This window comes from Phytohabitans sp. LJ34, from assembly GCF_052068095.1.
GTDB lineage: Bacteria > Actinomycetota > Actinomycetes > Mycobacteriales > Micromonosporaceae > Phytohabitans.
In genome coordinates this window covers 132,894-151,426 of the sequence record NZ_JBQHDG010000010.1, presented here as the reverse complement: position 1 = coordinate 151,426, position 18,533 = coordinate 132,894, and the positions used below count along the sequence as shown (strand labels likewise).

At 73.8% G+C, this 18,533-nt stretch carries 17 protein-coding genes and 1 pseudogene; 11 read left to right on the top strand and 7 right to left on the bottom strand.

Going from position 1 to position 18,533, the window contains the following annotated elements:
* Nucleotides 1-12: 12 nt before the first annotated feature.
* Genes ACTMTJ_RS19495 through ACTMTJ_RS19480 form a run of 4 tightly spaced genes read left to right on the top strand, consistent with a single transcriptional unit; the run spans nt 13 to nt 4,745 of the window.
* Nucleotides 13-1,410, top strand: a complete 1,398-nt coding sequence (locus ACTMTJ_RS19495) for an O-antigen ligase family protein (RefSeq protein ID WP_441218512.1) — start codon at nt 13-15, stop codon at nt 1,408-1,410.
* 1 nt (nt 1,411) lies between these two features.
* The gene (locus ACTMTJ_RS19490; protein WP_441218510.1) at nt 1,412-2,392 is read left to right on the top strand and encodes a Wzz/FepE/Etk N-terminal domain-containing protein; all 981 of its coding nucleotides are present in this window, start codon (nt 1,412-1,414) and stop codon (nt 2,390-2,392) included.
* On the top strand, nt 2,389-3,960 hold the full coding sequence (locus tag ACTMTJ_RS19485) for a flippase (RefSeq protein ID WP_441218508.1): 1,572 nt from the start codon (nt 2,389-2,391) through the stop codon (nt 3,958-3,960). Before ACTMTJ_RS19490 ends, ACTMTJ_RS19485 begins: the two co-directional genes overlap by 4 nt.
* Nucleotides 3,957-4,745, top strand: a complete 789-nt coding sequence (locus tag ACTMTJ_RS19480) for a sulfotransferase family protein (RefSeq protein ID WP_441218506.1) — start codon at nt 3,957-3,959, stop codon at nt 4,743-4,745. Before ACTMTJ_RS19485 ends, ACTMTJ_RS19480 begins: the two co-directional genes overlap by 4 nt.
* A gap of 106 nt (nt 4,746-4,851) precedes the next feature.
* Here ACTMTJ_RS19480 and ACTMTJ_RS19475 read toward each other — a convergent pair whose 3' ends face one another.
* On the bottom strand, nt 4,852-5,604 hold the full coding sequence (locus tag ACTMTJ_RS19475) for a helix-turn-helix domain-containing protein (RefSeq protein ID WP_441218504.1): 753 nt from the start codon (nt 5,602-5,604) through the stop codon (nt 4,852-4,854).
* A 79-nt stretch (nt 5,605-5,683) separates the two neighbouring features.
* On the opposite strand from ACTMTJ_RS19475, the gene ACTMTJ_RS19470 reads away from it, so the two are divergent.
* Complete coding sequence (locus ACTMTJ_RS19470; protein ID WP_441218502.1) at nt 5,684-6,502, top strand: phytanoyl-CoA dioxygenase family protein; 819 nt, start codon at nt 5,684-5,686, stop codon at nt 6,500-6,502.
* Complete coding sequence (locus ACTMTJ_RS19465) at nt 6,499-6,768, top strand: hypothetical protein (protein WP_441218500.1); 270 nt, start codon at nt 6,499-6,501, stop codon at nt 6,766-6,768. Before ACTMTJ_RS19470 ends, ACTMTJ_RS19465 begins: the two co-directional genes overlap by 4 nt.
* Here the strand turns inward: ACTMTJ_RS19465 and ACTMTJ_RS19460 are convergent.
* Genes ACTMTJ_RS19460 through ACTMTJ_RS19450 form a run of 3 tightly spaced genes read right to left on the bottom strand, consistent with a single transcriptional unit; the run spans nt 6,752 to nt 9,829 of the window.
* Complete coding sequence (locus ACTMTJ_RS19460) at nt 6,752-8,167, bottom strand: hypothetical protein (RefSeq protein ID WP_441218498.1); 1,416 nt, start codon at nt 8,165-8,167, stop codon at nt 6,752-6,754. The genes ACTMTJ_RS19465 and ACTMTJ_RS19460 overlap by 17 nt on opposite strands.
* Nucleotides 8,164-8,928, bottom strand: a complete 765-nt coding sequence (locus ACTMTJ_RS19455; protein ID WP_441218496.1) for a sulfotransferase family protein — start codon at nt 8,926-8,928, stop codon at nt 8,164-8,166. The genes ACTMTJ_RS19460 and ACTMTJ_RS19455 overlap by 4 nt, the downstream gene beginning before the upstream one ends.
* Nucleotides 8,921-9,829, bottom strand: coding sequence for a sulfotransferase family protein (locus tag ACTMTJ_RS19450; protein ID WP_441218494.1), 909 nt, complete (start codon nt 9,827-9,829; stop codon nt 8,921-8,923). The genes ACTMTJ_RS19455 and ACTMTJ_RS19450 overlap by 8 nt, the downstream gene beginning before the upstream one ends.
* Nucleotides 9,830-9,865: 36 nt before the next feature.
* Here ACTMTJ_RS19450 and ACTMTJ_RS19445 point away from each other — a divergent pair, with 36 nt between their 5' ends.
* The 3 genes from ACTMTJ_RS19445 to ACTMTJ_RS19435 are packed head-to-tail and all read left to right on the top strand — an operon-like array spanning nt 9,866 to nt 12,896.
* The gene (locus ACTMTJ_RS19445; protein ID WP_441218492.1) at nt 9,866-11,086 is read left to right on the top strand and encodes a glycosyltransferase; all 1,221 of its coding nucleotides are present in this window, start codon (nt 9,866-9,868) and stop codon (nt 11,084-11,086) included.
* Nucleotides 11,083-11,979: a sulfotransferase family protein gene (locus ACTMTJ_RS19440; RefSeq protein ID WP_441218490.1), complete on the top strand. Its 897-nt coding sequence runs from the start codon at nt 11,083-11,085 to the stop codon at nt 11,977-11,979. Before ACTMTJ_RS19445 ends, ACTMTJ_RS19440 begins: the two co-directional genes overlap by 4 nt.
* A gap of 5 nt (nt 11,980-11,984) precedes the next feature.
* Nucleotides 11,985-12,896, top strand: a complete 912-nt coding sequence (locus ACTMTJ_RS19435; protein ID WP_441218488.1) for a sulfotransferase family protein — start codon at nt 11,985-11,987, stop codon at nt 12,894-12,896.
* Here ACTMTJ_RS19435 and ACTMTJ_RS19430 read toward each other — a convergent pair.
* Both ACTMTJ_RS19430 and ACTMTJ_RS19425 read right to left on the bottom strand, forming a co-directional pair.
* Nucleotides 12,893-14,722, bottom strand: coding sequence for a vWA domain-containing protein (locus tag ACTMTJ_RS19430; protein ID WP_441218486.1), 1,830 nt, complete (start codon nt 14,720-14,722; stop codon nt 12,893-12,895). The two genes, ACTMTJ_RS19435 and ACTMTJ_RS19430, sit on opposite strands and share 4 nt — an antisense overlap.
* Before the next feature lie 9 nt (nt 14,723-14,731).
* Nucleotides 14,732-15,775, bottom strand: coding sequence for an AAA family ATPase (locus tag ACTMTJ_RS19425; RefSeq protein WP_441218771.1), 1,044 nt, complete (start codon nt 15,773-15,775; stop codon nt 14,732-14,734).
* 304 nt (nt 15,776-16,079) lie between these two features.
* Between ACTMTJ_RS19425 and rho the strand changes: the two are divergent.
* Both rho and ACTMTJ_RS19415 read left to right on the top strand, forming a co-directional pair.
* A pseudogene (gene rho, locus ACTMTJ_RS19420) lies at nt 16,080-17,243 on the top strand (transcription termination factor Rho); the annotation flags it as partial.
* Nucleotides 17,244-17,258: 15 nt separating this feature from the next.
* Nucleotides 17,259-18,101: an alpha/beta fold hydrolase gene (locus ACTMTJ_RS19415; protein WP_441218484.1), complete on the top strand. Its 843-nt coding sequence runs from the start codon at nt 17,259-17,261 to the stop codon at nt 18,099-18,101.
* 35 nt (nt 18,102-18,136) lie between these two features.
* Here the strand turns inward: ACTMTJ_RS19415 and ACTMTJ_RS19410 are convergent, their stop codons facing one another.
* Nucleotides 18,137-18,529 carry a VOC family protein gene (locus ACTMTJ_RS19410; RefSeq protein WP_441218482.1) on the bottom strand — a complete coding sequence of 131 codons (393 nt, stop codon included), beginning with the start codon at nt 18,527-18,529 and terminating at the stop codon, nt 18,137-18,139.
* Nucleotides 18,530-18,533: the final 4 nt, after the last annotated feature.

Sequence of the window (18,533 nt, the reverse complement as noted above, 5' to 3'; positions counted from 1 at the left end):
CCTGGGAGCAGCGTGACCGTACTCGTAGCAAGGCCGGCCGGCAGAGCGCTGACCGTCGCCGCGGCGTTGGCGGCCGCCGCGACGGCGGTGGTGTCCGCCTTCGCGGTCGACGGCGGCAGCCGCACCCTCGCCGTCCTCCCGCTCGCGGTCGCCGCCGGCGTGCTGGTCGCGGTGCTGGCGTTGACCCGTTTCGCCGCGTACGTGCTGCTGATGCTCGCCGTCCGCTCCTGCGTCGACCTGTTCAAGCTGAGCGGGCCGACGGCGGGCACCGGCGGCGACGGCGGCGCGGCGCGGGCCCTCGACCCGTCCACGCTCGTCGGCGTGCTGTTCCTGCTCGCCGCCGGGCTGTGGCTGGCCGCGCAGTTCCACGCGAAGCGGGCGCGGCGCACCTCACCGCTCGGCGTGGCGCTGGTACTCGTCGCCGCGACCGGCGCGGTCAGCACGCTCGGCTCCGCGCGGCCGTCGTCGAGCGCGCTCGAGGTGCTGCGGATCCTCACGGTCGTGGCGATGTTCCTGGTGCTGGAGCAGCTGCTGCCGCGCCAGGGCATGGTGCGCCGGGTGCTCGTCGCGGTGTACGTCTCGCTCGCCCTCGCGCTCGGCTACACGCTGGTGATGTCGCTGCTCGGGTCGCCGCCGTCGGAGGTCAAGGGCAGCTTCACCCGGATCAGCGGGCCGTTCAGCCAGTCCACGACGTTCGGTCGCTACCTGATGTTCATGGTGATCTTCGGGTGTGGCGTCTACCGGTTCCTGGACCGGCGGGCCAAGGTGGCGCTCGGCGTGCTGCTGACGCTGTCGCTGGGTTTCCTCGCGCTGACCAACACGCGCAGCGCGATCCTCGGCGCCGCCATCGGGCTGGTCGTCGTGGCCGTGCTGCACCGCAGCGCCCGCCTCGCCGTCGCGCTCTGCCTGGCCGCGGTCGCCGCCGTGGCGGTGGCGCCCGGGGTGGCCGACCGGTTCGCCCAGCTCGGTGAGGCCCGCGAGGTCGGCGGCGGCCCGACCGGCAACACGCTCGCCTGGCGCGCCGGCTACTGGTCGCAGGTGGTCACGCTCGCCAACCGCAACCCGGTCACCGGCATCGGCCCCAACATGACCCAGCGCGAGACCGACGAGGCCAAGAAGCCGCACAACGACTTCCTCCGCGCGTACGTGGAGACCGGCGTGCTCGGCCTGCTCGCGTACCTGGGCATGATCCTGCTGTGCCTGCACACGGCGGCGCTCGCGGTCCGCCGCGCGCCGCCGGGCACGCTCGAACGGGGGATCGCGGTCGGCTTCGCCGGCTGCGCCGTCGCGTTCGTGGCGGTGAGTGCGGCCTCCAACGTGATATCCAATGTCGTTACGCTGTGGTACTTCGTCGCGTTCGCGGCGATGGCCGGCCTGGTGGCCGCCCGGCCCCCTTCGGAGGAGCTCTAGCGTGGAGATCGTCGACTACCTGCGGGTCGCCCGGCGGCGGCTCTGGGTGCTGCTGGGCGTGCCGCTGGCGGCGGCGCTCGCGGTCGGGCTGTTCGTCGGCCTGTCGCCGCAGCGTTACACCGCCACCTGCTACGTCGCCGCGCCCGCCCTCGTCGGTGGCGCCGCCGCCCAGCAGTACACCGGCACCCAGGCGGCGAGCCAGTTCGTGGCCGCGTTCAAGGCGGCGGCCACCTCGCCGAAGGTGCTCGACCAGGTCGCCGCCGACACCGGCGTCGCGGCCGGCACGCTGCGCGACGGGCTCGCCGTGGCGCAGGTCGGTGCGAGCAGCCAGCTCACGCTCACCTACGAGGCGGCGAAGCGGACCACCGTCGAGCCGGTGCTCACCGCGACCGCCCGCCGCGCGCTCGACTTCCTCTTCTCCTCCCAGGTCAACATCGCGACCGAGCAGGTCGACGCGGCTAGCGCCGACGTCACCTCGGCCACCGCCGCGATCGCCGACTGGGAGAAGACCAACAAGGTCTCCCAGCCGGACAAGCTCTACCAGGCCACGCTCACCGAGATCGCCGCCCTGCGGCAGCAGAAGCTCTCCATGGAGGCGGTCGGCAACAGCCGGGCCGTCGCCGCCGCCACCGCCGCGCTCGACGCCGCCCAGAAGCGCCTCGACGCGCTCGGCCCCAAGCTGCCCGACTACCAGTCGCTGCTGGCCCAGCGCGACGCCGCGACCGGCGCGCTCTCCCAGGCGCGGCAGGGCCTCCAGGGGGCCAGGGCACAGGCCCAGGCCGCCGACCCGGCCCAGGTGGCGAGCGTTGGCGACGTCCGCGCGGTTTCCCGGGTACGGGCGCTGGCCACCACCGTCCTGCCCGCGGCCGCCGGCGGGCTGCTGCTGGCGGTGCTGCTCGTCGTGGTGCTGGAGCTGCTGGCCCGGCGTGCCGCGCCGGCGGCCGCCCCTTCGCAGGCACCGGTCCTTTCCCGGGCCGCGTGAGCACGAGCACCACGTCGGCCACGCCGGAGTCCACTTCGGACTACGGCGACCGCCAGGTGCGCGGCATGGCGCGCGGCGGCGGCCTCAACCTGCTCGGCGCGCTGTGCAGCCAGGGTGCGCTCTTCCTGGTGATGCTGCTGCTGGCCCGCTCGCTGGGCATCGAGGAGGTCGGCCGGTACGCGCAGTGCTACGCGCTGCTGGCGCTCCTCGGGCTGCTGTCGCTGTCCGGCTTCCGGGCCGGGCTGACCCGCTTCGTGGCGGTGCACCTGGCCGACGACGACCCGGCGAGCATCCGCGGCACGGTACGCCTCGGGCTGGCGATCTCCGGGGCGGGGGCGGTGCTGATCGGTCTTGTTCTGGTGGTGGTCGCCCCCGCTTTGGCCGACGCCTTGCACGACCCGGAGCTGACCGGTGGCCTCCGCCTCGTCGCGCTGGCGCTGCCGGCGTCCGTGGTGTGCGAGGCGGCGCTGGCGGCGACCCGGGGGTGGCGCACGCAGCGGCCGTTCACGCTGGTGGGTCAGATCTACGAGCCCTTCGCGCGGCTCGCGCTCACCGGCGCGGTGCTGCTGGCCGGCATGGGGGTCACCGCCGCCCTGTGGGCGGTGGTGGTCGCCGCGTGGACGGCGGCCCTCCTGGCGCTCGGCGCGCTGGTGCGGTTGATGCGCACGGTGGCGCCCGCCCCGGCGGAGTACCGGCCGCGGCAGCTCTTCGGCTTCTCCACGGTCAGCTGGGCCTCGTCGCTGGCGTCGACCGGCCTGATCTGGATCGACACGCTGCTGCTCGGCGCGTTCGCCAACGACGACATCGGCGTCTACACGGTCGCCACCCGTCTGGTCACCGTCGCCATCTTCGTGCTGGCACCGATCAACGCGGCGTTCGGCCCGTACATCGCCTACCTCTACCACCGCGACGCGCTGCCCGAGGTCCGTCGGGTGTACAAGGCGGCGACCGGCTGGGTGGTGCGGCTGTCGCTGCCCGCGTTCGTGGCGCTGCTCGTATTCCCGTCGTCGCTGCTGCCGCTCTTCGGTTCCGACTTCGCCTCGGGTGCCACGGTCACCGTGGTGCTCGCGGTGGGTCAGCTCGTCAACGCCGCCACCGGCCCGTGCGGCACGCTGCTCAACATGTCCGGCCGGGTGTCGTTGAACATGTTCGACAACATCGGCGCGCTCGTGCTCAACGTCGGCCTCAACCTGTGGCTCATCCCCGCCCACGGCATCGTCGGCGCCGCGGTCGCCTGGAGCGCCTCGCTGGTCGCGGTCAACCTGGCTCGCGTCGTCCAGGTGTGGTGGCTGGTCCGCGTGGTGCCACTGACGGCCGGCCTGGCGAAGGGCCTCGCCGCCGGCGGTGCCGCCCTCGCCGCCGCGCTCGGCGTCCGGTGGTTGGTGCCCGACGACCCCGCCCGCGTGCTCCTCGGTCTCTTCGTGACCGCGCTCGTCTACCTCGGCGCGGTGCTCCTATTAGGACTCTCCAAAGAGGACACCATGGTGCTGCGTGCCCTCGCCCGCCGGCGGCGTGCGGGCGCGGCCGGCGGTGCCGGCGATGCCGCCGCTCGGGCGGGTGATCCGTGAGCCGACGTCCCGCCGTCGACGCGCTGCGCCGCGCCGTCCGGGGCGCGCGGGCCTGGGCCTCGACCCCCGGCGCGCTGCCCGACTTCCTCGTCATCGGCGCCCAGCGCTGCGGCACCACCTCCCTGCACAGCTACCTCGCCGCCCATCCCCAGGTGCGGGCCGCGACGGGCAAGGAGCTCCAGTACTTCAGCCTCCACTATGGACGTGGCGAGCGCTGGTACCGGGGCCACTTCCCGCCTGCCGCGCCGGGCGCCGTGTCCTTCGAGGCCAGCCCGCTCTACCTCTTCCACCCCGACGCCCCGTCGCGGGTCGCGGCGACGCTGCCCTCCGGCCGGTTCGTCGCGCTGCTCCGCGACCCGGTCGAGCGCGCCTGGTCGCACTACCTGCACACCCGCTCGTACGGCCACGAGCCGCTCGACTTCGCGTCGGCGCTCGCGGCGGAGCAGTCGCGGCTGTCGTCGCCGGACGGGTGGCGCCGCTACTCGTACGCCGCCCGCGGCCGCTACGCGGAACAGCTCTCGCGGTGGCTGGCCCACGTGCCCCGGGAACGGCTGCACGTCGTGCGCAGCGAAGACCTCTACGCCGACCCGGCCGCGGTCTACGCGGGGGTCCTGGAGTTTCTCGGCCTGGAGCCGTTCACGCCGGCCGAGTTCGCGGTGCACACCAGGCGCGCCGACCGTTCCGGCCCACCGGCGGAGGTGGCGCGCGGGCTGCGCGAGCACTTCGCTCCACACAACGCCGCGCTCGCCGACCTGCTCGGCTGGTCCGAGACCTGGCCCGCCTAGTGCGGTGGCCACAAACGTGGGCCGGCTTCGCCGGCCCGGGTGATCCGCGGCCGAAGGCCGCCGCTCACCCGGTGAAGGTTTGTGGCCACCGCACTAGCCGGGGTTCCTACGCGCGGACCGCGCGGGGGGAGGCGCCGAGCTCGCGGCGGCACGCCTTGTTGAACGCCTGGAGGTCGGGGATGCCGACGGACGCCGCGATCGCCGGGATGGAGAGCGTGGACTCGCGCAGCATGTGCCGGGCGTGCTCCAGGCGGCGCCGCCGGATGTAGCCGACCACGGTGTGACCGGTCTCGGCGCGAAACAGGCGGGTGAGGTGGTTGTGCGAGACGCCGACGGCGCGCGCGACGGCGGGCACCGTGAGCGGGGCGGCCAGGTGGGACTCGATGTGCGCGACGGCAGCCGACACCGTGGCGTGCCCGCGCGGCTGCCCGTCGTGCGGTGCGAGCTGGGCCACCTGCCACAGCACGGTCCACACCGAGGCCACCACCCGGGCCGGTGAGCCGGGCCTGGCCGCGATGGCCTGGCGCAGCAGGGCGGAGATCGGCCGCGCCTCCGCGCCGGCGTCCTGCATCGCGGGCACGCCGTGCCGCACGCCCCGCCGGCGGGTCGCGAAGTGCGCGTAGAGGTGCTCGGACCGCCCGCGGTAGCGGTACTCGACGCGGGCGCCGGGCGGGATCAAGCTCACCCGGCCCGGCCGGATCGCGTGCGTGGTGCCCCCGACGGTCAGCTCGGCGGTGTAGCCGTAGACGTGCAGCTGCCACAGGTCGGGCAGCTCGAACACGTCGCGCGGGCCCGTCGTGCCGTGCACGCCGACGCCGACGGCCGCCACCGTGGGCGGGTCGTCGAGCTGGAGCAGCACGCGATCGATGGTGAAAATGTACCAGCGGTGGTTGACTGAGACCCACGACGTGGCCGCCGACCGTTCGTAGGGTCGACGCATGTTGACCAGTAGCCATCTGCTCACCTCGGTGCAGACGGCGCGCTTCGTGGCGCAGGGCTACCTGCGCATGGACGCCGCCGTCCCGGACGAGCTCAACCGCCAGGCCGTCGACGTGCTCTCCGCCGGCGTTCCGGCCGTGCCGTACGGCACGCCGCTGTCCGAGGCCTTTCCCGCCGGCTCGTTCGCCCGCCGCCTGGTGGAGGTGCCGGCGGTCGCCGGCGCGCTGCGCAGCCTGGTGGGGCCGGAGCCCACTGTGGACCATCACGCGGTGCACGTCCGCGAGCCGCGCGAGGGCAACGCGCAGCCGCTGCACGGCGACGCCATCATCGACGTGCGCGAGGACGCCTTCGACGTCCAGCTCATGTACTACCCGCGGGAGGTGACCGCGGACATGGGCGGCACGCTCGCCGTGCCCGGCAGCCACCTGCGGCGCACCAACGAGAGCGACACCGGCCGCTACCAGAACCTGCTCGGCCAGATCCGCCTGACCTGCCCCGCCGGCACGGTCATGCTGCTGCACCACGGCCTCTGGCACGGCGGGCGGCGCAACGACAGCGGCACCCGGCGGTACATGTTCAAGATCCGGTTCAACCCGACGGTGCCCCAGGTGCGGCTGTGGGACACCGCCGACCTCGCCGACCCGCGCGTGGTCGCCGAGCTGAGCCGGACGTTCCCCTGGTACGAGCACGCGACCGCGCGCCTGGAGATCTACAACCGGGTCCGGCTGTGGCGGGCGCTGACCGGCGACGGCGGCTTCGACATCGAGCACTGGGTGACCCGGGTCAGCAACCGCCCGACCGTGCGGAGCGCCGCATGAGGCAGCAGGTGCTGGTGCTCTACCTGAGCACGTCGGCGCTCGACTCGGCGGTGGTGGGTTGGGCCCGCTACGACGGCACCGGCCGCACCAGCCCGACCACGGGCGACAGCGACGAGCCGCCCTACCCGACCGGCCTGGCCGCGCTGCTGGACGGCTGGCGCCTCTTCCAGGCCGCGCAGCTCATCCCGCCCTACCCGGGCCACGAGTACGACACGTCGTACCTCAAGCACGAGTTCTTCTTCGAGCGGCTTATCCAAGTTTCTTGAGAATGTCGGCCGGGGCGCCCCGACCGCGCAGCACCACCGGCTCGTCGGCGGTCACCAGGGCCTCGCCCTCGCGGGTCTGTGGCGCGCCGACCGGCCCTCTGGACAGACCGGCCGCGGGCGGCACCGTGACGAGGCCGTCCGTGGCCCACACCACCAGCGCGGTCTCGGCGCCGCGGCGGAAGGCGGCACCGGCCAGGCCCTTGTCGCGGACCGGCTCGGCGGTGGCGCCCTGGGCGAGCGCGGCCAGGCCGGCCAGCATCTGGCCCGCCACGCGCTCCTTGCCGTCCGGGTCGAGCAGGCCGTAGCGGACCTCGCTGCCCTGGCGGTTGCCCGGGTTGTAGGCCAGCGGCAGCCAGATCACCTCGCGTAGCCCGCCGGCCGCGAGCTGGGTGGCGACCTTGACCATCTCGGCGGAGCGGGCCTCGTCGCCGGCGTCGCCGTCGCGCCAGAACTGGCCCACCTCCCACGCCTCGACCGGCGTGCCGGCCGGGGTCTCCGCGGACAGGTAGGCCAGCAGGTCCGGGACGGCGCTCCAGTGCTCGTAGAAGTGCACCTGCCGGACGTCGACCGCCTTGCCGTCGAGCAGTTTCTCGGTGGCCGCGAGGTACTCGAGGTTGCGCGCGTTCTGCGGCACGGCGAGGGCGGCACGCAGGTCGTCCGGCGTGGAGACGGCCGGGATCTGCTTGCCGCGGGTGCCGATCCGCCGCTGGAAGTACGCGTTGTACGCGCGCACCGCCTCGGCGTCCTGCCCGGATTTCAGCAGCCGGTCGGCGACACCCCAGCCGTAGGCGACGCTGCTGATCCCCGAGTCGACCACGCGCGCCCGCGGGTCGGCGGCCCGGATCGCCTCGCCGGCGGCGGTGACGAGCGTGGCGTAGTCGGTGGCGCTGCCGGCCCAGTACTGCGGCGCGTTGACCTCGTTTTCCACCGCGTACTCGCGCACGCCGTACGGCGCGTAGCGGCGCACCAGACTATCTACAAAGGACTTGTATTTCGCGATGTCGCGGGGCATCGCCGACTCGGTCTTGTTCGCCTGCCCGCGCACGTGCTGGGGGGTGCCGCCGGTGGCCCAGCAGACCCCCGTGCGGATCTTCAGGTGGAGCGTGATGCCCAGCGAACGGGTGCGCTCGGCCACCTGGTCGACCGCGCTCCAGTCCGGCTTGCCCTCCTCGCGCTCGACGTCGCACCAGCTCAGCTCGTGGTAGGTCGACGAGCCGGTGATCTTCCGCAGGTACGGGGTGAACTGCTCGTACCTGTTCCAGTCCCAGTGCGCGCCGAAGGGCGTCGTGCCGGCCGGGGTGGCGGTGGCGGGCGGCGGTGTCGTCGGCGCCGGCCGGGGGTCGGAGGTGCAGGCGGCCACCCCGAGGACCGCCACGACCGCGACGAGCCAGCGCCTCATCGGTAGCCCAGCTCGCGCAGCGTGCGGCCGGAGAAGACCCGGACCAGCAGGCGCAGGAACGGGTCGAGCTCGCGCTTGTACGTGCCGACGCGGGAGCCGTAGATCTGCGCGTCGGTGCGGGCGGCGGCGCGGCGCCGGTCGGCCTCGGTGGTGTACTTGTCGGCGACGTCGTGCTCCTTGTCGCCGTAGTCGAGCACGCCCGGCTCCCACGGCTCGCCGAGAAACTCGAAGAGCGACCGCAGCGCCTTCTCCGGCTCGCGCACCGCGTCCTCGTACCGCAGCTCGTGGTAGCGCTCGGGCGGGAGCGCGCGGCCGGCGGCGCGGGCGACCCGGATGTAGCGCGGCCATTTCACCACGCACTTGACCGCGGACCAGTAGCCGAACCGCTTGCGGTGCGAGACGACCACGTCGCGGCCGTCGCGGATGACGTGCACGATCTGCGCGTCGGGGAAGACCTCGGTGAGGAACGGGATGGCGAGCGCGTACAGCGGGGTCTTGTCGGCCCAGCGGGCCTTGCCGCGGCCGGCCGCGTAGTCGGTGTGTACGCCGCCGAAGAACTCGCGGATGCGGCGCAGCCAGTCTTCGCGGGGGAAGCCGAACCGGGCCAGCCGCTCCCAGTCGCGCCCGACGATGCGCTCCATGTCGGTGAGGAAACGGGTCTCCGGGCCGCAGCTGATCCGCGAGTGCGAGTCGAGCACCAGGCGCAGCATCGTGGTGCCGGAACGCTGGCAGCCGAGCAGGAAGATGGGCGCGTCAGCCATGCGCGGCCAGCCGCTCGGTCAGCTCGTCGCAGAGCGCCCGCACGCGCGGGTCGAGGTCGAGCGGCCGGCGCTCCGGCGTACGCCGCTCGACGTGCGCGCACAGGCGCGGGTCGAACGGCAGGCCGAGGAAGGCGCAGAGCCGTCTCGTGGCCGCCTCCGGGTCGGCGACCAGCGCGTCGTAGGAGCACAACAGCACGTCGTCGCGGCGGTGCAGGCCGAGCCGAAAGAAAAGATCGTTGCGTATGTACCAGAAGAGCGCGGCCGCCGCGTGCGGGCTCATCGCCGCGTAGTCGAAGCTCCGGACGAGGGCCCGGCTCTCCGCGTCGAGGCGCTGCCCCTGCCACCGCGTGCCGATCGTGTCGCCGGCGATCGCGCGCAGCGCGTCGAGGTTGGCGGTGCCGAACTTCGCCACCTCCGAGCGGGCCCGGTCGTCGACGTCGCGCCACACCCACACCGCCCGGCCGGGTGGCAGGCCGGGCAGCGCGAGCAGCTCGTCGACCCGGTGTGTCTCGCAGAGCGGCTTCACGATGACGTACGCGTGGCGGCTGGACCGGATCGCCTCGCCGAGCACCGCGTCGGAGCGCAGCTGGAAGCGGTGGAAGACCCGGCGGTCGTTTTCGTTGTGCACCTGGAATTGTGGTGCCGCGTCGAGGCCGCGCATCAGCATGTTGGTGCCGGAGCGTTGCAGACCCACCACGTACACCGGCGTGGCCTGGCCGGGCATGACGCCGTGCGCGCGTCGCCAGCGGCGCTTGGCCCACGCGGTGGTGGCGCGCTCGACCGGGTTGAGGCGGTCTTCCTCGACGAGCCGGCGCAGCCCCTCGGTGCGCGCCCACCGCACGTGCCGCGCGATGCGGCGGGCGGTGTAGGCGACCGCGGACGATTGGTCGGCTGCTGGCACGCACAGCATCTTCGCATGGCTGTAGCCTGACCGTCGATGCGCGTGTTGCACGTCAACAAGTTCCTCTACCGGCGGGGTGGCGCCGAGGGTTACCTCTTCGACCTCGCCGCGCTTCAGCGTGCCCGGGGCGACGAGGTGGCGTATTTCGGCATGGCGCATCCGGACAACGAAGCGCCTCAGCGATACGGTCATTTCTTCCCGCCGTACGTGCAGTTGGAGCCACCGCCGCCCGGTCTCGCCAAGCGGGCCGCCGCGGTCGGCCGGATGCTCCATTCGCCGGTCAGCCGGCGCGGGCTGGCGAAGGTGATAGCCGACTTCCGCCCCGACGTGGTGCACGCGCACAACGTGTACCACCAGCTGTCACCGGCCGTGCTGCGCGCGGCGGCCGACGCGGGCGTGCCGTGCGTGCTGACGATGCACGACTACAAGCTCGCCTGCCCCAGCTACCAGCTGCTCGCCGGGCGTGCGGTCTGTGACGCCTGCGTCACCGGCGGTCCATGGCAGGCGGTGCGCACGCGCTGCAAAGACGGCTCGCTCGGGCGGAGCGCGGTGCTGGCCGCCGAGACGTGGCTACATCGGGTCACCGGCGCGTACGGACCGGTGAGCACGTTCGTCAGCCCGAGCCGGTTTCTGGCCGGCGTGATGGCGAAGGCGGGCGTCTACCCCGAGCGGCTCCGCGTGGTCAGCCACTTCGTCGACGGCTCGACGATCGACCGCAAGCGGGAGCCGGGCGAGGGTGTGGTGTTCGCCGGGCGGCTGGTGCCGGAGAAGGGCGTCGACACGCTCGTCACCGCCGCCGGGCTCGGTGGTTTCCGGGTCGACGTCGCGGGGGAGGGGCCGGCCCGGCCGGAGCTGGAGCGGCTGGCCGCGCAGTCGGCACCCGGGCTGGTCACGTTCCACGGCCGGCTCGCCAGGGACGACCTGCACGACCTGATGCGGCGGGCCCGGGTGGCGGCGGTGCCGTCCCGGTGGCACGAAAACCAGCCGATGGCGGTGCTGGAGGCGTTCGCGTGCGGGCTGCCCGTCGTCACCACCGGGCTGGGCGGCCTGCCCGAGCTGGTCGAGCCGGGCGTCGACGGCGCGATCGTGCCGGCCGACGACCCGCCGGCGCTGGCCGCCGCGCTGGCCGACCTGCTGGCCGACCCGTCACGGGCCTTCGCCATGGGCGCGGCGGGCCGCGCGAAGGTGGAGCGCGACTTCGCACCGGACGTCCACCTCGCCCTGCTGAAGGACGTCTACAGTGGAGCGCCCGGGTGACCCGCGTGCTCTTCGTGGCCGGCAGCGGCCGCAGCGGCTCCACGCTGGTCACCAACGTGCTGGGGCAGGCCGGCGGCGTCTTCGCGGCCGGCGAGCTGCGCTACCTGTGGCAGCGCGGGGCGATCGACGGCCGGCCGTGCGGCTGTGGACAGTCCTTCGCGGAGTGTCCGGTGTGGACGCGGGTGATGAAGGAGGTCGACGCCGACCCGGCGGCCGTGGCCGGGTTCCTGCGCGCGCGGCTGCGGATGCGGCGGCTGCCGGCCCTGCTGTGGCGGCGCCGCGTCGAGGCCCACCCGGCGATCCCCGCGCTCTACGCCGCGCTCGGCGGCGACGGTCTCGTGGTCGACTCGTCCAAGCTCCCGCCGTACGGGCTGCTCGTGGACGGCCTGCCCGGCGTCGAGACGCGCGTGCTGCACCTGGTACGCGATCCCCGGGCCACCGCCTTCTCCTGGCGCCGGCGCAAGGGGCTGGACGGGCCGGGCGACCCGGCTCTGATGAGCCGCCCGCCGGTCGCCAAGGCCGCGCTGCTCTGGCTGGTGTGGAACGCCACGACGGCACTGCTGTGGCGCCGCTCCGGGCGCTACCTGCGGGTGCGGTACGAGGACTTCGTCGCCGACCCGGGGGACGTGACCCGCCGGATCGCGTCCTTCGCCGGCGTGCCCGCGCCGCACATCGACGAGAGCACCGTCCACTTGGCACCCACACACGCGGTGGCGGGCAATCCCTCCCGCCACCGGACCGGCGACGTGGCCGTGGTCGCCGACGACGAATGGGTCGGCGGCCTCTCCCGGCCGGCCTACGCTCTGGTCACGGCCATCACCGCGCCCTTATTGTGGCGCTGGCGCTACCCCCTGCGCCGCCCGCCGCACCGTTTCGCCGCCAAGGGAGGATGAGGCCCGTGTTAGCCGTCGTCGTGGGCACCGGGCGGTGCGGGTCGACTCTGGTGCAGGAGCTGCTCGCCCGCCATCCGGCGGTCGGGTTCATCTCCGGCGTCGACGACAAGCTCTCCCGGCTCAACCTCGACGGGCGGTTCAACGGCCGGCTCTACCGGCGGATGGCGCCCCGCCCGCCCGGCATGACGTCGCTCAGGCACAGCACCCGGCTGCTGGAGCGGGGCCGGATGCGGGTCGCGCCCTCGGAGGCGTACCGGCTGATCGACCGGCACGTCTTCGGCGGCTTCTCCCGCCCCTGCCGCGACCTGCTCGCCGAAGACCTGACGCCGCGCATGTCGGCCCGGCTGCGCGCGTTCTTCGACCGGCGGATCGAGCGGCAGGGCTGCGAGGTGCTGCTCCAGCACCTGACCGGCTGGCCGCGCACCGGGTTCCTGCACGCCGCGTACCCGGAGCTGCGGGTCATCCACGTCGTCCGGGACGGCCGCGCGGTGGCCAACTCGTGGCTACAGATGGGCTGGTGGGACGGCTGGCGCGGCCCGGACAACTGGCTGTACGGCCCGCTGCCCGCCCCGCTGCGCCAGGAGTGGGAGGACTCCGGCCGGTCGTTCCCGGTGCTCGCCGCGCTCGGCTGGCGGATGCTGATGGACGCGTACGCGCAGGCCCGCACCGTCCACCCGGCGGCACAGTGGCTCGACGTGCGATACGAAGACCTGGTGCGCGCGCCCAACGAGCAGACCGCGCGGATGCTCCGCTTCCTCGGTCTGGAGTGGACACCGCGGTTCGAGGCCGGCTTCGCGCGGCACCACTTCCACACCGAGCGCGACGCGGCCTACCGGCACGAGCTCACCGCCGCCCAGGTCGCCGCCGTCGAGCGCGCCCTCGACAAGTCACTGCCCCAGTGGGGGTACGAGAACTAGCGGAGCCGGAAGACCGGGCCGCGCGGGGTGAACGGGAGGCGGGCGGCTTCCGGCACGAGAAACGCGTGCTCGCGCCGGATCCGCACCGCGTCGCAGTACCCGTCGGTGATGAGCAGGATCGGCGCGGTGGGTGGGAAGTCGGCGGCCCGTTCGAGCAGGTGCACGCCCGGCTGGAGCACGGTGCCGCCGCGGCCGCGGACCCGGACGCGGCCGGCGATCTGCTCCGGCGGCAGGTAGCCGGCGTCGTACGGGTACGCGTCGCAGAAGACCACGCGGGCGGCGGGCACGTCGCGCGCGGTGGCGTACGAGGCGATCGCGCCGAGCGCCTTGCCGAGCAGCTCGCGGTCCATCGAGCCGGAGGTGTCCAGCACGACGCCGAACGTGCACCGCGGGACCGCCTCGTCCGGCCACCGCCAGCCGGGGCGCGGGATGCCGGGTGTGCTCGCCTGCCGCCGCGACGGCCGGGCGTACGAGCGGACCCGCAGCGGCGACGGCACGTACTCGTCGAACCAGCGGGCCAGCCGCGCGTCCCAGGGCAGCGGCGGGTGGTCGAGGACCCGGATCTCCTCCTCCAGCCCGGCCGGCAGCAGTCCGCGCCCGGCCCGCTGGTGGTACGTGTACCCGTCGAGCAGCGCCCGTCGGTAGAAGTCGTCAAGGTCTACGCCGCGGCCGGCGCAACCGGACCAGGGGAGCGGCTCGCCGAGCACGTCGCCGAGGCCGGTGCCGCGCAGCGTGCCGAGCTTGCGCAGCCGGCGCAGGTCGGTGGCGATCCGGTCGTAGACCGCCTCGGCGGACAGGCCGGCGAGGTCGGGGTCGTGGAGCAGCCCGTCCGGCGGCTCGCCGACGCCCATCTCGACGAGCCAGCCGTTGATGACGTAGTCGGCGGCGACGTTCCACAGATAGGGGTCGCGGGGGCCGGCGCGGTCGCCGTGGCGGAGCGCGGCGTGCAGCATCTCGTGGGCGAGCACGAACCTCCACTCCGGACCGCTCAGCTGGCGCAGCGGGTTGAGGTAGATCTCGCCCGCGGCGGGCGAGACCGCCGCGACCGCGATGTCCCAGCGGCGGGCCAGGTCGGCGTCCGCCACCAGCGTGAACCGGGACGCGAGCGCGCCCAGCAGCGGGAACGACGACAGGAACCACGACCGGGCCAGGTCCCACGGCTTGCGCCGGGCGGCCTCGCCGGTCAGCGTCGACCGCACCCCGCCGGCCACCTCGACGGCGGCGGTGGCCGCCGCCGCGAGCCCGAGCGCGAAGTGCTCCGGCCAGTCCACTGTGGACAGCTCCCGGCTCGTGTCCGGCGGCACCTCGGGCACGAGGTCGGATCCGGTGCCGCCGGGCCCGCAGCCGGCGAGGTGCGGCGGCACCCCGGCCTCCCGCCACTGTCGCAACAGGACGGTCTCGTCGGCGGTGGGCAGCTCGGCGGGGAGGGGGAGCGGCTCGGTGCCGAGCTTCACCGCCCGCTGGAACCGGGTGACCGCGAGGCAGGCCACGTCGGCGTAGGTCGGGTCGGCGGCGTAGCGGTCCGGCGCCAGATGCCCGAACCCGAGGTGCAGCAGGCAGTGCGCGAGCACCCAGGTCCACCCGCCCTCGTCGAGCCGGTGCGCCTTGCCGGCCGTGATCCGTCCGCTCCGGTCGACGCGGGCGATCGTCTTCGCGTCGCGCAGCCGCGGGTCGTCGACGAGAATCGCCTCGGCTCCCCGCCGCCGCCACCCCACCATCGGGATGTCGAGCATCGGCGCGAACATCGGGTGGACGCCGAGCGCCCGCCACGCTGCCTGGAACGCCGCCACGTTCGGGTCGACCGGTGCCTTGCGCTTCTTCGGCATCGCCCGGTCCTAGGCCCGTGCGGCGACGAGGCGGGGCAGGTCGCGGCTCACCTCGACGAGAAACCAGGCCGGCAGCGCCGGGGTGCCGTCCTCGTCCGTGGCGATGACCAGCTGGGCGCACTCGAGCGAGATCTCGGCCAGCTCGACCAGCAGCGCCTTGGCCCGGTGGGCGAACTGGCGCAGCGCCGGCGAGGCGTGCTGCTTGCCCGCCGGCAGGTCCTTGACGAGCCGCGCCCGGAACGACTCGGCCAGGAAGTAGAGCAGGTCGCGGTCGGCCGGCGCGGCGGGCCACGCCACGTCGCCCCGCACGACGGCGTCGAGCCCGTAGCGGTGGCGCACGATCTTCACGTACCCGCAGAACGCCGACGCGTGCGCGGGGGTGAGCGTGCCGGCGGTGAGCAACCGCAGCGTCTGCTCGGGGATGTCCTCCCCGTACGAGCGGAGGGCGTCGGAGAGCATGTGCCAGCTGCGCGGGGTGGAGAACACTTCCTCCACTTTGGGCGGTGCGGACCAGAGCTGGTCGGGGCGCTCGGTGAGGTAGTCGACGATCCACCGGTGGATGCCGGCGCCGCCGGCCCAGGCCAGCCAGTCGTCGACGCTGGCCCGCAGGTGCACGTGGACGAGGCGGTTGACGAGCGCCGAGGCCATGGGCCGGGCGAGCGCGTTGTCGGTGGAACGGTTGCCGGCGCCGATCACGATCGAGCCGGGCGGCAGCTCGTACGCGCCGATCCGCCGGTCCAGGATCAGCGAGTAGAACGCCTTCTGCACCTCGGGCGTGGAGGCGTTGAGCTCGTCGAGGAAGAGGCAGTACGGCTCGTCGCGCGCGATCGACTCGGGCGGCGCGAAGCGGCTCCGGCCGTCGCGCAGCTCCGGCACGCCGATGAGGTCTTCGGCGGCGAGCTGGGTGCCGACGAGCGTGACGCATTCGAGACCGAGCGAGGCGGCGAAGTCGCGGACGAGCGAGCTCTTGCCGATGCCGGGCGCGCCCCACACGAACACCGGCCGCACCACCGCGACGTGCAGGAGCACGTCCGGCAGCTGGCCCGGCGTCACGGTGATGGCGGAATGCACGACGACCATGGTGCGGGAACGGCACCCCTGTGCGCATCCGCAATACGCGAGGGCGTCCACCCAACAGCCCAGCCTCCTAGGACGCCCTAGAGGTGGTGCGGCAGGCGTCCGATGTGGACAGCGCCGCGGAATCGTTGCTTTTCGGCGCGCGAGCGGCTAGCTTGGTTGGCAGCACCCGCAGTGGACGCCGGCGCATACGCCGCCCCTCGGGTTCTATCACCCCAAACGGGACGCCATCGTCCTAAGGGGATTCACGCGACATACGGGCCGTTTGCACGCACCCACGCGTCGCTCCCTCACGCTCAGGAGAAACCCGTTGAACGACAACAAAAACGCGGCTGGCGCACGCCCGCCGACTCCCGTCACCGGCATCGTCGACATCGCCGGTGACCACGGCTTCCTGCGTACCGGCGGCTACACGGCCGGGCCCGCCGACCTGTACCTGCCCGGCGCGCTGATCCGTCAGCACGGGCTGCGCCCCGGCGACCTGGTCACCGGCGCGGGCGGCACCGAGCAGCGGGGACGCCGGACCGCGCCGCTCGTGCGGCTGGACACCGTCAACGGCATGCCGCCCGGCGAGGCCCGGTCGCGGCCGGACTTCTACGACCTCACGCCGCTGCACCCGCGCGAGCGGCTGCGGCTCGAGACCGAGCCACACATCCTCACTACGCGCGTCATCGACCTGGTGATGCCGATCGGCAAGGGCCAGCGGGCGCTGGTCGTCTCCCCGCCGAAGGCCGGCAAGACCATGGTGCTCCAGGCGATCGCCGCGGCCGTCACCCGCAACCATCCCGAGTGCCACCTGATGGTCCTGCTCGTCGACGAGCGCCCTGAGGAGGTCACCGACATGCGGCGTGAGGTCAAGGGTGAGGTCATCGCATCGCCGTTCGACCGGCCGCCGCACGAGCACGCCGCCACCGCCGAGCTCGCCGTCGAACGCGCCAAGCGCCTCGTCGAGCTCGGCCACGACGTGGTGCTGCTGCTCGACTCGCTGACCCGGCTGGGCCGCGCGTACAACCACACGGCGCCCTCGTCCGCCCGCGTCCTGTCCGGCGGCATCAGCGTGAACGCCCTCCACCCGCCCAAGCGGCTCCTCGGCGCCGCCCGCAACATCGAGGACGGCGGCTCGCTCACCATCTTGGCGAGCACGCTCGTCGAGACCGGCTCGGTCGGCGACACGGTCATCTACGAGGAGTACAAGGGGACCGGCAACGCCGAGCTGCGGCTCGACCGCGCCAGCGCCGAGCGGCGTCTCTACCCGGCCGTCGACGTGCTCGGCTCCGGCACCCGCAAGGAGGACCTCCTGCTCGGCGCCGACGAGGCCGCGATCCTCGGCCGCCTCCGCCGCGCCCTGCACGGCCAGTCTCCACCGCAGGCGCTCCAGCACCTGTTGGAGCGCCTGACGGAGACGGGCAGCAACGCCGAGTTCCTACTGGGTCTCGCGCGCTGAGTCTAGGATCCGGGGGTGGCTACCTTCACCGCTCCTGACGGCACACAGCTCGCGTACCACGAGGCGGGGGAGGGCGATCCGCTGATCTGCCTGCCCGGCGGCCCGATGCAGGCGTCGGTCTACCTCGACGACCTCGGCGGGCTCTCCGCGCACCGCACGCTGGTGCGGCTCGACCTGCGCGGCACCGGCGACTCGGCCGCGCCCGCGGACCAGGCGACATACCGGTGCGACCGGCAGGTCGAGGATGTCGAGGCGCTCCGCGCCCACCTCGGGCTGGAGCGGATCGACCTGTTGGGACACTCGGCCGGCGGCACGCTCGCGGTGCTCTACGCCGCCCGCCATCCGCGGCGCGTCGGCCGCCTGGCCCTGCTCAACCCCAGCCCCCGCGTCGTCGGCCTGGACATCGCCGACGCCGACCGCCGCGAGGTGGCCGAGCTCCGCCGCGGCGAAGACTGGTTCCCGGAAGCGTTCGCCGCGTTCGAGCGGATCTGGGCCGGCCAGGCCACCGCCACCGAGTGGGGCGCGATCACACCGTTCAGCTACGGCCGGTGGGACGCCGCCAGCCGGGCCGCCGCCGCCCGCATGCCGGCACAGACCAACGGCGACGCGGCCGCCCTCTACTACTCGGCCGGCGCCATCGACCCGGACGCCGTGCGCACCGCGGTCGCCGACCTGCCCGCGCCGGTGCTGCTCGTCGCCGGCGAGTACGACGTGGGCCTGCCGCCGAAGCGCGCGGCCGAGTTCGCCGCCCTGATTCCGGCCGCGGAGCTCGTGGTGGCGCCCGGCGCCGGACACTTCCCGTGGCTCGACGATCCACAGTGGCTGGTGGACACCCTCGCGGCGTTTCTGACCCGATAGGGCTACCACGACGGACGTCGCGGTAGCTCAGGTCTCTAGGCGGTCGCGCCGCGCGGGTGGATGGCGCAGAAGAGAACGCCGTCGGGGGCGGCCAGGACGGTCCAGCGGTGTGGCTCGGTGACCTCCCACCGCCTGACCGCGCCGGCGGCGACGAGCGCGTCGAGCTCGCTCAGGTCGTCGAGCTGGAGGTCGATGTGGACGAGGCCGCGGCCGCGCGCGTCGGTGTCGTCTTCGGTGGGGCTGACCCACACGTCGGGTGCCCGGCCGCTCGGGTCGCGCAGCAGCACCGACTCGTCCGGCTCCAGCGTGTGCGCGGCCAGCGCGGCGCGGTCTTCTTCCACGGGCGGTAGCCCGAACGCCAGCGACCAGAATGGGGCCGCCACGTACGGGTCGCGGCAGTGGATGACGATCGAGGAAAGGTGGCTCACACCG